Raw genomic sequence first — 14,255 nt, 5'->3', positions numbered from 1 at the left:
GGCGATGCAGCACTTACATATCACGCCCGATCCGCAACCGATCGCGCCCCAACCGATTCCAGGCGATCCGCCGCCCGGCCAGGATTTACCGGGTACGCCTCAACCGGACGTTCCGGTGCCGCCACCGGGCTTGCCGCCCGTGACACCGATTCCCGATCCACCGCGTGCATGACGCGCATTGCATTTAATTAACCCGTCATTGACGACACCACTCAACGGAGAACGACACCATGAACAAGATGAACAAGATCACCATTCCGTCGCTGCTTGCCGTGAGCGCTGCCCTGTTGCTCGGTACGGTCGGCATGCCGGCCGCCTACGCGCAAACCACGGATGCCAACGGTGCCGCGATGAAGTCGGATCAGCCGGTCACCGATACCTGGATCACCACCAAGGTGAAGTCCGAACTGGCCACCACCAAGGGCGTCAAGAGCACGGAAATCGGCGTGAAGACGGTCGATGGCGTGGTGACGCTGACCGGTGCGCTGCCGTCGTCGACGGCCGTCAAGAAGGCCGTAGCCGTCACCAAGTCGATCAAGGGAGTCAAGAGTGTCGACGATTCGGGCCTGAAGTCGAAGGGCTAACGCTTCACCCGTGAGTTCGGGGCGCCGCCGCGCGCGGCGCCCGATTCCCCAACGACCAAGGAGGACATCATGAACGAAGACAAGATCAAGGGCCAATGGAAGCAACTGGCCGGCAAGCTGAAGGCCCAATGGGGCAAGTTGACCGATGACGACCTGAAGGTGCTGGACGGCAACCGCGAATATCTGGCGGGCCGCATTCAGGAGCGTTACGGCATCGCTCGCGACGAAGTCGAAAAGCAGTTGCACGACTTCGACCGCACGCTCTAACCGACAACCGCGGCGCGTCACCTTCGTGCGTGCGCGCTGCGCTCACGCAAGGAGGCCGAAATGGGTAGATACCTGATTGCCTGGCTGCTTGGCGTGCCGATCGGACTGTTGGTCGTGATTTATCTGATCGCGCACATTCTTTGATATCGAAGGCTGGATTGCGCAAGACGCGGTGTATCAGCAGTTCGCTGATACACCGCGTTTTTTATTTTCCGCGCCGGCCGCCCTTCTCCCGCCTCGTTACAGATTCGTTTCCGGCACCCAGACGATGGTGGCCTGCACCGCTTCGCCCGGCGCCAGCACGCATCCGCCGCGCGCCGCTGCCGGCACATCGAGATTGATCCAGTCGGTCGTATTGCTGACCGGTTCGGCACAGAACACCGGCTCGCCCGGCGGCGAATACAGCACGAAGCAGTCGAGCGGCGCCTCGGCGCGCATCGTCAGGCGACGACGCTCGTCCGGCCAGTCGATCACGGCCTCGTGCCCCCATCCCGTGAAATTGTTGTCGAGCGCGAGCGCGTCGACGGCCACGCCCTGCGCGAGCGCCTCGACGGCCGGATGCGCGTCGAGCGACACCGGCAGCAGGTCGCCATCGCTTTGCCACATCGCGGCCACTCGCGTGCGAAGCCGCGTAGGTGCGCTGCGCGGGTAATACGGGTGGTGACCGAAGCCGAACGGCATCGGCCGGCTGTCGAGATTGCGCGCGGCGATCTGCAGCGACAGTGCGCCATCCGCGCGCAATTCGATCCGCTGCGTGGCCGCATAACGGAACGGCCAGCCCGGGTTGGCGGCCGTGCCGGCATCGTCGGCCGGTTCGTAATCAAGCCGCAACTCCACTGAAGTCTCGCCGCGTGCCACGACCTGCCACGGCAGGCGCCACGCATGGCCGTGCAGCGCATGGCGCAGCGCGCCCTTGCCCATCGGCAATTGCCAGTCGCGGCCGTCGAAGCGGAACCGCCCGTCGCGAATTCGGTTGCAATACGGCATCAACGGGAAGCTCGCCAGCAGCAGCGGATCGGCGGCATCGAGCGCGTCGCGCCCGGCCGGGCGCAGCCAATGCACCGGCCCGTGCGGCGTGGCATCGTAGAACGCCGCCAGCGATCCGCCCAATTCGGGCGCGATCACCACGCGGCGCGCACCATCGTGCAATACAACCAGCGCGGGATCATCGAGGATCGTGCGATCGAGGTCGACCGCCACCGGCTCGGCGGCGTGCTCGGGGCCTGGGGCCTGCGATTGGCGGGAGGAAGGGGGCGTGGCGGGACGGCAGTTCAAGACAATCGCTCCCATGACGATGGCGGCGGGTTCGCGGGTAATTTCCGCCAGCGTCGCATAGCCATTGCATTTTCGTCAATTTATTACTAATAATTCATTCATCGCCGATGCGACCGCCGCATCGCGCACCGTTCCCGGTTTCCGCATTCGAATGAAAAAATCCACGCAGCGCCGTCCTACCATGACGGACATCGCCAAGATCACCGGCGTCTCGCAATCGACCGTCTCGCTCGTGCTGAACGGCGCGGTCGGCGCGAAGTTCTCCGACGACACGCGCCAGCGCGTGCTGAAAACGGCCGAGGAACTCGGCTACCAGTTGCCGACCCGCGCCAGCGCGCCGGCCGCGCCCGGCGAACGCAACCAGATCGTCTATATCGCCGACGAAATCTCCACCAGCCCGCATCCGGTCGTCAGCATCGACGGCGCGCGCGACGCCGCCTGGAACAACGGCTGCCTGCTGGCCGTGTACTCCACGCACGGCAACGCCGAGATCGAGCAGCGCGTGCTGCAGCAGGCGCTGTCGAGCGAATCGGTGCTCGGCGTGATCTACGCGACCGTCTACACCCGCAAGGTGACGGTGCCGGCCGCGCTGCTGAAGGTGCCCACGGTGCTGCTGAACTGCTATTGCAACGAGCGGCCGCTGTCGTCGGTGGTGCCGTCGGAAGTCACGGGCGGCCACACCGCCACCGAATTCCTGACCGCCTCGGGCCATCGCCGGATCGGCTTCATCAACGGCGAAACCTGGCAGGACGCGGCCAAGGACCGGCTCAAGGGCTATCGCCAGGCGCTCGCCACCGCCGATCTGCCGTTCGACACGAACCTGGTGCGCGACGGCGACTGGAGCTCGGGCAAGGGCTTCGAGCACACGCTCTCGCTGATGCGCGAGCCGAACCCGCCCACCGCGATCTTCTGCGCCAACGACCTGACCGCGATCGGCGCGATCGAGGCGCTCAAGCAGCTCGGCCTGCGCGTGCCGGAGGATGTCTCGGTGATGGGTTACGACGACCAGGAAATCGCCCGGCACACGCATCCGCCGCTCACCACGGTGTTGCTGCCGAACTACGAGCTGGGCCGCTGGGCCGTGGAAACGCTGCTGCAGGAACACGAGAACCGCGATGCCGGCGCGCCGTTCCGGCACCGCACGATCAAGCTCGACGGCCCGTTGATCGAGCGCGGTTCGGTGTGCCCGCCGGCCGGCGCATCGGCTGAAGCATCGGACGAAAAAAACGGCGAGGCAGGCGGTCATGAAACCGTCGCCGTATCCGGGGATACCCGAGGTAATATTTTTAATTCATGACTGTTAATATTAATTGAATCCCCTGCGCTCGGGGTTCGTGCCGGACCGGTTCCGGCCATCAGGCGCGCCAGCAGCAACTCGTCGTGAAACGTGTAGGGTCAACAATAAACGGAGACAAGCATGGCAACAGCATCGCTGCATCGCAACCTCGTCACGATCGCCCTGTGCGTGGCCGGTGCCTGGTCGGGCGTCGCGCTCGCGCAGGACACCGCCGCGCAAAAGGTCGGCAACGCCTCGAACGAAACCTGTACCAATCCGAAGCCGGGCAGCCTCAAGCTCAACGACCTGGTGGTCGGCTTCTCGCAATCGGAAAACGAACAGAACCCGTTCCGCGCGACCGAAACCGCCTCGGTGCGCGCCGCCGCCAAGGCCGCCGGCGTCAAGCGCCTGCTTTACACGAACGCCAACAACAATCCGGCCAAGCAGGTGTCGGACATCGAAAGCATGATCAACCAGGGCGCGCAGGCCCTGATCGTCGCGCCGAACAACTCCACGGGCCTCCAGCCGGCGTTCGCGCAGGCCAAGGCCAAGGGCATCCCGGTGGTCACGATCGACCGCCAGACGGCCGGCACCAACTGCGAGGACTTCATCACGTTCCTCGGCTCCGACTTCTTCGATCAGGGCAAGCGCGCCGCGCAGGCGCTCGCCGCCGCCACCGGCGGCAAGGCCGTGATCGCCGAAATCCAGGGCGGCTACGGCAACACGGTCGAAAGCCAGCGCACCGACGGCTTCGCCGAAGGCCTCAAGGCCTACCCGAACATGAAGATCGCGGCGGCGCAAACCGCCAACTGGTCGACCACCGAGGCGCAGAAGGTCATGGAGCAGATCCTGCTCTCGCACGCCGACGTCAACGCCGTCTACACCCACGCGGACGTGATGACGCTCGGCGCGATCACGGCGCTGCGCCAGGCCGGCAAGCTCAAGGGCGTGACCATCGTGTCGATCGACGGCACCAAGGACGTGGTGCGCGACATCTCGGCCGGCATCGTGGCCGCCGACGTCGAGACCAACCCGCGCTTCGGCCCGCTCGCGATGCAGTCGCTCGCCGACTGGTTCGCCGGCAAGCCGGTCGCGCAGAAGCAGATCATGAAGGACGCGCTCTACGACAAGAGCAACGCGAAGAAGTCGCTCGACGCCGGCTCGGTGTACTGAGCCAGCCTTCCGCACCCCGCCCCGGAGCCAGCACGATGAACGATTCGGCAGCACGCGATGCGAACCGCGACGGGCGCGATGCGCCCGGCCGGATCGTGCTCGAGACGCGTCACGCGTCGAAAACCTTCGGCGTGGTGCGCGCGCTGCGCGACGTCTCGCTGACCTTGCGCGCCGGCGAGGTGCACGGCCTGATCGGCGAGAACGGCGCCGGCAAATCGACGCTGATCAAGATCCTGACCGGCTTCCACCCGCTCGACGAAGGCGCCGTGCATCTCGACGGCGAGCCGGTTGCGTTCACCTCGCCGCGCGACGCGCAGCGCCTCGGCGTGAGTGCCGTCTATCAGGAGATCAACCTGATTCCCGAGCGCAGCGTGGCCGAGAACATCTTCATCGGTCACGAGCCGCGTCGCTTCGGGCTCCTGATCGACCGGCGCCGCATGAACGCGATGGCCGGCGAGATCCTGCGACGTTACGGCCTCGCCGTCGATCCGGCTGCGCGGCTCAGTGCGCTCGGCCTCGGCGAGCAGCAGATGGTGTCGATCGCGCGCGGCGTGTCGCTCGGCGCGCGCGTGCTGATTCTCGACGAGCCGACCTCGGCGCTGTCGGGCGCGGAAGTCGAGGTGCTGTTCCACGTGGTGGATCGCCTGCGCGCCGACGGCATTGCACTGCTGTTCGTCAGTCACCGGCTCTCCGAATGCTACCGGCTCTGCGATCGCTTCACGGTGATGCGCGACGGCGCGGTCGTGAAGACCGGCACGCCCCACGAGCTGCCGCGCGCGGCGCTGATCGCCGCGATGCTCGGACGCGACAACAAGGGCCACGGCGGGCGCGTCGAACGCCCCTCGTCGGCCGCCGCCTCCGCCGAACCGGCGCTGACGGTCGACAAGCTGCGCTGGCGCACCCGGGTGCGCGACGTGTCGATGCGGATCGCGCCGAAGGAAATCGTCGGGCTGGCCGGCCTGCTCGGCTCGGGCCGCACCGAAACCTTCAAGGCCGTGTTCGGTGCGCAGAAGGCCGAGGGCGGCGACGTGCAGATCGACGGCGGCGCGCTGCGCAACACCGCGCCGGCGCGCTCGATCGAGCGCGGCCTCGCGTTCCTGTCGGAAGACCGCCGCTCGGAAGGCATCTTTCCGCGGCTGTCGGTGCGCGACAACCTGGTGGCCTCGGTGCTGCCGCGCATCTCGCGCTTCGGCTTCATCTCCACGCGCAAGCAGGACGAACTGGTGGCACGCTACATCGAGGAACTCGGCATCAAGACCGCCGGCCCCGGCGCACCGATTTCCACGCTGTCGGGCGGCAACCAGCAGAAGGTGCTGATCGCGCGCTGCCTGTCGACCCACCCCACCGTGCTGTTGCTCGACGATCCGACGCGCGGCATCGACGTCGGCGCGAAAGAGGAAGTGCACCGCGTAGTGCGCGGCCTGGCCGACGACGGGCTGGCGGTGGTCGTGACCTCGTCCGAAATGGAAGAACTGCTGGAACTGACCGACCGCCTCGTGGTGCTCAACGAAGGCGTGACCACCGGCACGCTCGCGACGCAGGGCGCCAGCTCCGACGACGTGCTGGCGATCCTCGCCCAGGGCGGCCAGGACCCCGGCGGCGATGCCGCGCCGGACGCCCCCCGACGCCGGCCCCAGCCCCGGCAGCCGACCGATAGATCGCCCGCACAACCGCCAGGCCGCGCGCGCTTCGCGCCGCGCCCGGCCGCTCCACCGAACCGACGAGGACAGCTTGAGCCTTTCCAACCCTTCCGCGCAGCGCCCGCCCCGCGCGCTGCCCGCTCACGCCGCGCTGGTGTGGGCACGCGAGAACAGCGTCTACGTGGCGCTGGCGATCCTGGTGCTGATCAATCTCGCGATCACGCCCGGCTTCTCGAATCCGCTGGCCGCCCGCAGCCTGCTGTTCGAAGCCGCGCCGGTGGTGCTGATCGCGCTCGGCCAGAACCTCGCGATCGCCACGCGCGGCATCGATCTGTCGGTCGGCTCGGTGATGGCGCTGGCCAGCGCGACGGTGGCCGTCTGCCTCGATTTCGGCACCGGCACCGCGATCGCGGCCGGGATCGCGGCCGGCCTGGTGGTCGGCATCTTCAACGGCGCGCTGGTGTCGATCGTGCGCATCGATCCGCTGATCTCGGGCCTCGCGCTGCTGGTCGCCGCGCGCGGCCTCGCGCAAGCGCTGGTCGGCGGCTCGCGCGTGAGCCTGCCGCCCGCCGACGCGTTCGACCTGCTCGGCACCGGCGCGATCGGCCCGCTGCCGGTGGTGATGCTGATCGCGCTGGCGCTCGGCCTGCTGGTCATGCTGCTGGTACGCCGCACCACCTTCGGCCGCTACACGATCCTGATCGGCGCGAGCCGCGGCGCGGCGTTCCTGGCCGGCATTCCGGTGCGCCGCACGCTGTTCCTCGTGTATGCGGCGAGCGGTGCGCTGGCGGGCCTGGCCGGCGTGTTCGCATCGGCGCGGCTCGGCGCGTCGGACCCGAACTACGTGGGCGTCAATTTCGAACTCGATGCGATCGCCGCCTCGGTGATCGGCGGCACGCCGCTGTCGGGCGGGCGCATCTCGATCGTCGGCACGGTGTTCGGCGTGCTGCTGCTGCAGGTGCTCGATGCGAGCTTCATCATGAACAACGTCAGCTTCACCTATGCGCAGATCCTGAAGGCCGTGTTCATCGTCGTCGCGCTGTATCTGCAGCGGCAAGGGGGCTGAGATGAACGCACGTCCGAACCTCGAATCCGGCACGGGCCGGCTCGACGCCGACGCGAACCTGCGCCCCGCGCCCTCGGCCGCCCCGCTGCTCGCCCGCAAGGCGCGCCGTGCCCGCCTGGTCGGGCTGATCCAGTCACGCGGCGCGATCGGCATCCTGATTCTCGTGTGCGCCGTGGCCGGCGCGGTGTTTCCCGCTTTCCTGCGTCCCGCCAATCTGGCGGACATCGTCTCCGCAGGTTCTTTCCTCGGCCTGATCGCGATCGGCCAGAGCCTCGTGATCATCATGGGCGGCTTCGACCTGTCGGTCGGCTCGATGGTGGGCCTCGGCACCGTGGTGGCAGCCTATGCGGCACCCTACGGCTGGGGCGCGGCGATGCTCGCGCCGATCGCCGTCGGCCTGCTGGTGGGGCTCGTCAACGGCGTGCTGATCGCACGGGCGCGGATGGCGCCGTTCATCGTCACGCTGGCCGCGCTGCTCGGCCTCAAGGGGCTGGCGCTGGTGCTGGCCAGCCAGGATTTGCTGATCGAGAACCCGGGCTTCTTCACGCAGATCGCCAACGGTTCGATCTTCGGCGTCAACACGCTGATCTGGCTGCTCGTGATCGCCTATGCGGTGGGCGCGCTGGTGCTGAACGCCACGCCGTACGGCGCGGCGATCTTCGCGATCGGCGGCAACGAGGAAGCAGCGCGCATGCTCGGCGTGCGCGTCGAGCGCATCAAGATCCTGACCTACGGCCTGAGCGGTGCGCTGGCGGGGCTGGCGGGCGCGCTGCTGGCGTCGCATCTGGATTCGGGGCTGTCGGGCGCGGGCTCGGGCTACGAGCTGCAATCGATCGCGGCAGCCGTGATCGGCGGGGTGCTGCTGACGGGCGGTGTGGGCACCATGACCGGGCCGCTGGCCGGCGTGCTGCTGCTCGGTGTGATCCAGAACGTCATCAACCAGGTCGGCACGCTCAGCCCCTATTACCAGAACCTCGCCAGCGGCGTGTTCCTGCTGCTCGCGGTGATCGTGCAGACGGTGCTGACCAGCTCGCGCAAGAGCTAGACAAACAGGCGCGGCGCTCCCCGCGAGGCCCGGCATGGCGGGTAGAGACAAGCGCGGGGAGATCGGTTAGAATCCGCGCTCGCGCTTTTCGGCGGCCGTCCGATTCCACATTGGCGGCGTGTTCGCGGGACGCTCCAGCCGCTACGCGGCGGTGTTCCCGATCATCGATGTGCGTGAGTGGCGAAATTGGTAGACGCACCAGGTTTAGGTCCTGACGCCCGCAAGGGTGTGCCGGTTCGAGTCCGGCCTCACGCACCATCCCCCCGTATTGCCCCCCTGTTGCCCCCTTTCCGGTTCCCGACGTGTCACGGCTGTCCGATCCGCGGGCCCATGCCGCGATCCGGTGCGTCGGTGCTAGAATCGCCGCGCATTTGCCCGGCCCGGCGCGGTATCCCCCTGCGCCGTGTCCGGCCGCCCGCTTACGTCCATCCGTTGCCCCGCCCGTGAATTTCGACGAATACTGCCAGCAGAAGGCCGCGCCGGCCGGCTCCAGCGCCTATTACGCGCTCCGTCAGGCGCCGTTCGCCCGACAGGGCGCGCTGACCGCGCTGTTCGCGCTGCGCCGCGAGCTGGACGAAACCACGCGCGAAACCAGCGATCCGACCATCGGCCATACCAAGCTCGCCTGGTGGCGCAACGAACTCGCCGCGCTTGCGCAAGGCCACGCCTCGCACCCGGTCACGCAGGCCATCGCCCATCACGCGCCGGGGCTCGCGCCCGACGGCGCGGCGTGGCAGGCGCTCGCCGACGGCTTCGCAATGGATCTCGAACAGGCACGCTATCTGGATTTTGCGAACCTGCGCCGCTATATCGGCGGCGTGGGCGGCAGGTTCGCGGCGCTGGTCGCGCGCGACAGCGCGGGCGCGGGTGATGGCTCAGGTGCCCGTTCGAGTGCCGGCGATGGCGCCGATGATCGTGCCGGGACAACGCCCGACTGGGCATTCGCGCTCGGCAACGCGCTGGTGCTCGCGCAGATCGTCGAGGACGTGGGGCACGACGCGCGTCACGGTCGCGTGTATCTGCCGATCGACGAGTTGCAGCGCTACGAGGTGACGGCAGCCGACCTCATGCACCGGCGCTACAGCCAGGCGTTCAGCGAGCTGATGTTTTTCCAGGCCGAGCGGGCGCGCAAGGCCCTGCACGAAGCGCTCGACGCGATTCCCGCCGCCGAGCGGCGCGCCCAGCGCACGCTGCGCGCGCTCGGTGCGCTGGCACTGGCGACGCTCGACGAAATCGATCGCGAACAGTACCAGGTGCTGCACCAACGCATCGCGCTGACGCCGATCCGCAAGCTGTGGGTGGCGTGGCGCGCCGCGCGCCGCCGCTGATAGGTCATCTGCTCACGCGCACTCAGACGCAAGGCGGTGGGCGACACGTCGCGCTGCGCGCCCCGCTGATAGGTCATCCCGCTCAGGCGCGCTCAGGCTCGAGGCTTTAGGTGACACGTCGCGCCGCCCGCCGCCGCTGATAAGTCATCCGCTCACGCGCGCTCAGACGCAAGGCTTTAGGTGACACGTCGCGTCGCGCGCCGCCGCTGATAAGTCATCCATTCGCCCACGGGCACTCACGCGTGCAGGCTCTGAACGGCATGGCACACCGCCACTCACCGCCCACGTGCCCACTCACACGCGCAACAACGGCAGCGGCGCGAAGCGCCCGCGCAGCACGGCAGATGAATCGATCCCCCACCACGGCCCGAGCACCGTCGCATACAGTTGCCGGAAATCGACCGCCACCGGCAGGTTGCCGTTGCCGTCGAGTCGTGCGAGCGCCGGCGTCTCGCCGTACAGGCCACCGCGCACGCGCCCGCCCATCACGAAGTGCGGCGCCGACGTGCCGTGATCGGTGCCACCGCTCTGGTTCTCGCGCACGCGCCGGCCGAACTCGGCATAGGTCATCACGAGCGTGTCGTCCCAGCGCCCCAGCTCGACGAGCGCCGAGCGCATCGCCGCCAGCCCTTCCGATAACTGCTTGAACAGCGCCGCCTGCTGGCCGGCCTGATTCTGATGCGTGTCGAAGCCGTTCAGCGTGAGCCGCAGCACGGCCACGCCCTGCCCCGCCAGCGGCTGCCGCTGCGGCGATTCGGAGGCGGCCAGCACCTGCATCGCCGTCTTCACCGAGGTGCCGAACGGCCCGGCCGGAAACGCCGTGCCGAACGCGAACGCGCCCTCGCGCGGCCGCAGCCGCGCCGCCGCGTTGACGATGTCGTTCTCCACGTCGATCAGATGCGCGAGCGCCGGGTTCTGCTCGCGCAGCGCCACCGGATGCGCGAGTTTCGCCGCGCCGATGAACTGCGCCGGATTGACGAGCACGATCGCGCGCGCGCCGTTCGCGAGCGGCCCCATCTCGGCGCTGCCGAACACCACGCCATCGGCCGCGAAACCCGGCGGCACCGGTGCGCGCGCGAACGCGCGAGACAGCCAGCCATCGCCGAGATATTCATCCGAGCGCGAGGCCGTATCCCAGATCTCGATCGAGCGGAAATGCGAGAGATTCGGCTGCGGATAACCGACGCCCTGCACCACCGCCAGCTCGTGCGCCTGCCAGGCCGGCAACAACGGCGCGAGCGACGGATGCAGCGCCGCGCGTTCGTCGAGCGGCAGCAGCGTCTCGCGGCGCAGCGCGAGCGTCGGGCGCAGCGTGCGATAGAGCGGATCGGCATAGGGCACCACCATGTTCAGCCCGTCGTTGCCGCCCTTCAGTTCGACGAGGATCAGCAGGCGCCGGTAATGCCCGGCTTCGTGCGCTGTGCCCGCCGGGCTCGCGAGGTTCGCGCCGGCCAGCGCCTCGGCCGCCTGCGCGCCCGGCGTCCAGATCGTCACGCCGGCCGCGCCCGCCATGCCGGCCAGCCTCAGGAAATCGCGTCGTTTCATGCTTGCGTCCTCGTCGCCGTTGCCGGCTTCAGCACAGTTGATAGACCGGATCCATCAGCAGCGCACGCAAATACGCCGCGCCGCTCGCACCGGCATCGATCGCCGCGACCGGCGACAGCGGCAGCACCGCGTGCTGCAATTGCAATTCGACCGACACCGACGGTTTGCCCTGCGGCGCCGCCCCGAATCGCGCGAGCCAGTCGTCGAGATCGAAGCGCATCGCCGCGCCACGCGGAGGCTGCGCCATTGCGGCGGTCTGCATTGCGGAGGCTGCCGCGGGCCGCACTGCCTTCGCCGATTTGCCCGACGCGGTGGTCGACCGGAACATGCGCTCGACGAACTGCTTGCGCGCGAGCAGCGTCGCACTATTGATCCACATCGCGCCGCCCGGCCAGCCCTTGACGTTCGGCGGCGCGAACAGGTTCTCGCCGAGGCCGCGCACGACCGGCACGAATTGCGCCGCATCGCCGTAATCGATCGCGAACAGCCGCACGTTGCCGACCACGAACTCCACCGGCGATTTCACATGCACGCCGCGCACGCGATCGCTCCAGAACGCGTCGCTCGACAGCAGCGCCACGAGCGCCGCGCGGATCTCGTAGCCGCTGTCGCGAAAGCGCGCGGCGATCGCGTCCAGTTCGACGGAATCGGGCGTATCGGAAACGAACTCGCGCCACAGCTTCGCGCACACGAAGCGCGCCGTTTCGGGCTGCGCGAGCAGGATGTCGAGCACGCCGTCGGTGTCGAGCGGGCCGCTCTGCCCGAGCACGGTCTTGATGCCGTCGTCATGAAGATTCGGATGCCAAACCGTTTCGAGCGTATCGGGATCGAGGCCCCAACCGGTCAGCGCGCGCGCCGCCTCGGTCACGTCGTGCTGCGTGTAGTGCCCTTCGCCGAGCGTGAACAACTCCATCACCTCGCGCGCGAAATTCTCGTTGGGGCGGCCCTTGCGATTGCTCGCGCCGTCGAGGTATTGCAGCATCGCCGGGTCCTTCGCGACGGCGTGCAGCATCGTGCCGAAATTGCCGAGCGCCTCGCTGCGCAGCAGGCGGTGCTGCATCGCCATCGTGCGCGCATACGGCGACTTGTCCTGCCCCGAGGTGAAATGCCGATGCCAGAACAGCGTCATGCGTTCGGCCAGCGGCGAAGGCGTGCTCAGCATCGCGTCGAGCCACCAGGCGCGCAACGCGTCGTAACGTTGCGACTGCAGACGTTGATCGTCGCGCCGCTGATCGGGCGTCCAGGCGTTGCGCACGGCGCGCGGCGGCGGCGGTTCGTCGGTCCATGTCGGCATCGCCGTGAACGTATCGTGGCGCGCGCCATCGAGCAACGCTTCGACGGCCACCGCGCGGGTCGTGCCGACATGGCGCGCGACCTCGTCGGGCGAGGCGGCAAAACCCGTGCGCGTCAGCAGGAAACGAACATCGTCGGCGTCGAGCAGCGCCTGCATCGAAGGCGGCCAGGTGGCCGCGGCATGGGTGACGCCATGGGCGCCATGCGTACCCGGACGAGACACTTCGGTATCGATTCGACGCATGCGACGCCGCTCCCTGATGGCCTGGATTGCGCGCAGGCCGGCGCCCCACGGCAAGCGGGCGCGGCAAGCGCATCACTTCAGATAAACGGACGGCGCGGGTAAGGCGTTGACGTGGCGCATGTCGATGCACACGCACGCAAACGGTGCGTCGCACGACGTCCTGACATCAAGATCGGGGAGAATGAAACGCAGTGCTTAGCGCTTGTAAAGCTCGCGCACGGCATCTTCGATATGCTGGCGCAGCAGGTGGCGTTCCTCGGGCGTCATGTGCCCGTCGCGGCGGCGCTGGTCGAGATCGGGGGACACGGCGGAACGGCCTGACGGCTCGTCGAAACGATCGAATTGATCACGCGCCGGTTGCGGCGCGGCACGGCCGCGCGACACCTTCTGCAACGGCCCGCCCCGCTCCTGGCGCTGCGCGCAAGCGAAGTTCGATGCAAAGAGACCGGCAAACACGATCGTCAGTGCGCATGCAATCCGCTGAGATCGCATCACTGTGCTCGCTTCTGTGGTCGATTTGTTCCCTTCGTCACGCGGCAACCGTTTAACCTCTGGTACTTGAACAAACCCGGCGAATATCGGGCAAACGAACTACGAAATATCGAGTGGGTGGAGTATCCACTGAATTTCCGCGCCAAGTAAAGGAGTGTCTAACGACTGTCTTTACTCAGCATCGCAGCACGGGTAAATTTTGTAACCGACTGTTACTCGTAAAATCCCGCGCCCGTGCGCACCTCCGTAATCGCGATAAGATGCCGCCCATGGAAACGAAAAACCCCTCGAAAATCCTCGTCGTCGACGACGATCCCCGCTTGCGCGATTTGCTGCGTCGTTATCTCGGCGAACAAGGCTTCAACGTGTATGTCGCCGAAAATGCGACGGCCATGAACAAGCTTTGGGTCCGCGAACGTTTCGATCTGCTCGTGCTCGACCTGATGCTGCCCGGTGAAGACGGCCTGTCGATCTGTCGCCGCCTGCGCGGCAGCAACGACCGCACGCCGATCATCATGCTGACGGCGAAGGGCGAGGACGTCGATCGCATCGTCGGCCTCGAAATGGGTGCCGACGATTACCTGCCGAAGCCGTTCAATCCGCGCGAGCTGGTGGCGCGGATTCACGCGGTATTGCGTCGCCAGGCGCCGGCCGAATTGCCGGGCGCGCCGTCGGAAACCACCGAGGTATTCGAATTCGGCGAGTTCTCGCTGAATCTCGCCACGCGCACGCTGACCAAATCCGGCCAGGAGATTCCGCTGACCACCGGCGAATTCTCGGTGCTGAAAGTGTTCGCGCGTCATCCGCGCCAGCCGCTGTCGCGCGAGAAACTCATGGAACTGGCCCGCGGCCGCGAATATGAAGTATTCGACCGCAGCCTCGATGTGCAGATCTCGCGCCTGCGCAAGCTGATCGAACCCGATCCGGGCAGCCCGCGTTTCATCCAGACCGTCTGGGGCCTCGGCTACGTGTTCATCCCCGACGGCGCGGCCTGATCGCCCGACCTGCTCGGCGCGCGTTCGCGCGC

General features: G+C 67.6%; 12 protein-coding genes, 1 tRNA gene and 1 pseudogene. 10 read left to right on the top strand and 4 right to left on the bottom strand.

Annotated features, from left to right (window positions below; all coding sequences use genetic code 11):
* Positions 1-239 precede the first annotated feature (239 nt).
* Both AB4851_RS24015 and AB4851_RS24010 read left to right on the top strand, forming a co-directional pair.
* Complete coding sequence (locus tag AB4851_RS24015) at positions 240-584, top strand: BON domain-containing protein (protein WP_414451931.1); 345 nt, start codon at positions 240-242, stop codon at positions 582-584.
* A 69-nt stretch (positions 585-653) separates the two neighbouring features.
* Entirely contained in the window at positions 654-851 is a 198-nt protein-coding gene (locus AB4851_RS24010) for a CsbD family protein (protein WP_414442058.1), read from the top strand.
* A 240-nt stretch (positions 852-1,091) separates the two neighbouring features.
* Here AB4851_RS24010 and AB4851_RS24005 read toward each other — a convergent pair whose 3' ends face one another.
* Complete coding sequence (locus tag AB4851_RS24005) at positions 1,092-2,009, bottom strand: aldose 1-epimerase (RefSeq protein ID WP_414451930.1); 918 nt, start codon at positions 2,007-2,009, stop codon at positions 1,092-1,094.
* A gap of 268 nt (positions 2,010-2,277) precedes the next feature.
* On the opposite strand from AB4851_RS24005, the gene AB4851_RS24000 reads away from it, so the two are divergent.
* The 7 genes and pseudogenes from AB4851_RS24000 to AB4851_RS23970 all read left to right on the top strand — a co-directional run bounded on the left by AB4851_RS24000 (position 2,278) and on the right by AB4851_RS23970 (position 9,654).
* A complete protein-coding gene (locus AB4851_RS24000) occupies positions 2,278-3,423 on the top strand; it encodes a LacI family DNA-binding transcriptional regulator (RefSeq protein ID WP_414451728.1) in 1,146 nt (381 codons plus the stop codon).
* A gap of 120 nt (positions 3,424-3,543) precedes the next feature.
* Entirely contained in the window at positions 3,544-4,575 is a 1,032-nt protein-coding gene (locus tag AB4851_RS23995; protein WP_414451727.1) for an ABC transporter substrate-binding protein, read from the top strand.
* Between the two features lie 35 nt (positions 4,576-4,610).
* Positions 4,611-5,885 (top strand): annotated as a pseudogene (locus AB4851_RS23990) (sugar ABC transporter ATP-binding protein); the annotation flags it as partial.
* A 421-nt stretch (positions 5,886-6,306) separates the two neighbouring features.
* Positions 6,307-7,281, top strand: coding sequence for an ABC transporter permease (locus AB4851_RS23985; RefSeq protein ID WP_414442063.1), 975 nt, complete (start codon positions 6,307-6,309; stop codon positions 7,279-7,281).
* Position 7,282: 1 nt separating this feature from the next.
* Positions 7,283-8,326: an ABC transporter permease gene (locus tag AB4851_RS23980; RefSeq protein WP_414451726.1), complete on the top strand. Its 1,044-nt coding sequence runs from the start codon at positions 7,283-7,285 to the stop codon at positions 8,324-8,326.
* Between the two features lie 171 nt (positions 8,327-8,497).
* Positions 8,498-8,584: transfer RNA gene (locus AB4851_RS23975), tRNA-Leu, on the top strand.
* A 185-nt stretch (positions 8,585-8,769) separates the two neighbouring features.
* Positions 8,770-9,654: a squalene/phytoene synthase family protein gene (locus tag AB4851_RS23970; protein WP_414451725.1), complete on the top strand. Its 885-nt coding sequence runs from the start codon at positions 8,770-8,772 to the stop codon at positions 9,652-9,654.
* Positions 9,655-9,948: 294 nt separating this feature from the next.
* On the opposite strand, the gene AB4851_RS23965 is transcribed toward AB4851_RS23970, so the two are convergent.
* From AB4851_RS23965 to AB4851_RS23955, 3 genes are all read right to left on the bottom strand, one after another.
* Entirely contained in the window at positions 9,949-11,199 is a 1,251-nt protein-coding gene (locus AB4851_RS23965) for a DUF1501 domain-containing protein (protein ID WP_414451724.1), read from the bottom strand.
* Between the two features lie 28 nt (positions 11,200-11,227).
* Complete coding sequence (locus AB4851_RS23960; protein WP_414451929.1) at positions 11,228-12,649, bottom strand: DUF1800 domain-containing protein; 1,422 nt, start codon at positions 12,647-12,649, stop codon at positions 11,228-11,230.
* A 282-nt stretch (positions 12,650-12,931) separates the two neighbouring features.
* Entirely contained in the window at positions 12,932-13,228 is a 297-nt protein-coding gene (locus AB4851_RS23955; protein ID WP_414451928.1) for a hypothetical protein, read from the bottom strand.
* 260 nt (positions 13,229-13,488) lie between these two features.
* On the opposite strand from AB4851_RS23955, the gene ompR reads away from it, so the two are divergent.
* Positions 13,489-14,223: a two-component system response regulator OmpR gene (gene ompR, locus AB4851_RS23950; RefSeq protein ID WP_015875381.1), complete on the top strand. Its 735-nt coding sequence runs from the start codon at positions 13,489-13,491 to the stop codon at positions 14,221-14,223.
* Positions 14,224-14,255: the final 32 nt, after the last annotated feature.

The sequence above is a fragment of the Burkholderia sp. 22PA0099 genome, assembly GCF_047497165.1.
In the GTDB taxonomy this organism is placed as follows: domain Bacteria; phylum Pseudomonadota; class Gammaproteobacteria; order Burkholderiales; family Burkholderiaceae; genus Burkholderia.
This window is presented reverse-complemented; position numbering and strand designations above follow the sequence as displayed.

Excerpts from the sequence above, each read along its gene's own strand:
- AB4851_RS24015 (WP_414451931.1), top strand. The coding sequence starts at position 240 with ATGAACAAGATCACCATTCCGTCGCTGCTTGCCGTGAGCGCTGCCCTG.
- AB4851_RS24010 (WP_414442058.1), top strand. The coding sequence starts at position 654 with ATGAACGAAGACAAGATCAAGGGCCAATGGAAGCAACTGGCCGGCAAG.
- AB4851_RS24000 (WP_414451728.1), top strand. The coding sequence starts at position 2,278 with ATGAAAAAATCCACGCAGCGCCGTCCTACCATGACGGACATCGCCAAG.
- AB4851_RS23995 (WP_414451727.1), top strand. The coding sequence starts at position 3,544 with ATGGCAACAGCATCGCTGCATCGCAACCTCGTCACGATCGCCCTGTGC.
- AB4851_RS23980 (WP_414451726.1), top strand. The coding sequence starts at position 7,283 with ATGAACGCACGTCCGAACCTCGAATCCGGCACGGGCCGGCTCGACGCC.
- AB4851_RS23965 (WP_414451724.1), bottom strand. The coding sequence starts at position 11,199 with ATGAAACGACGCGATTTCCTGAGGCTGGCCGGCATGGCGGGCGCGGCC.
- AB4851_RS23960 (WP_414451929.1), bottom strand. The coding sequence starts at position 12,649 with ATGCAGGCGCTGCTCGACGCCGACGATGTTCGTTTCCTGCTGACGCGC.
- AB4851_RS23955 (WP_414451928.1), bottom strand. The coding sequence starts at position 13,228 with ATGCGATCTCAGCGGATTGCATGCGCACTGACGATCGTGTTTGCCGGT.
- ompR (WP_015875381.1), top strand. The coding sequence starts at position 13,489 with ATGCCGCCCATGGAAACGAAAAACCCCTCGAAAATCCTCGTCGTCGAC.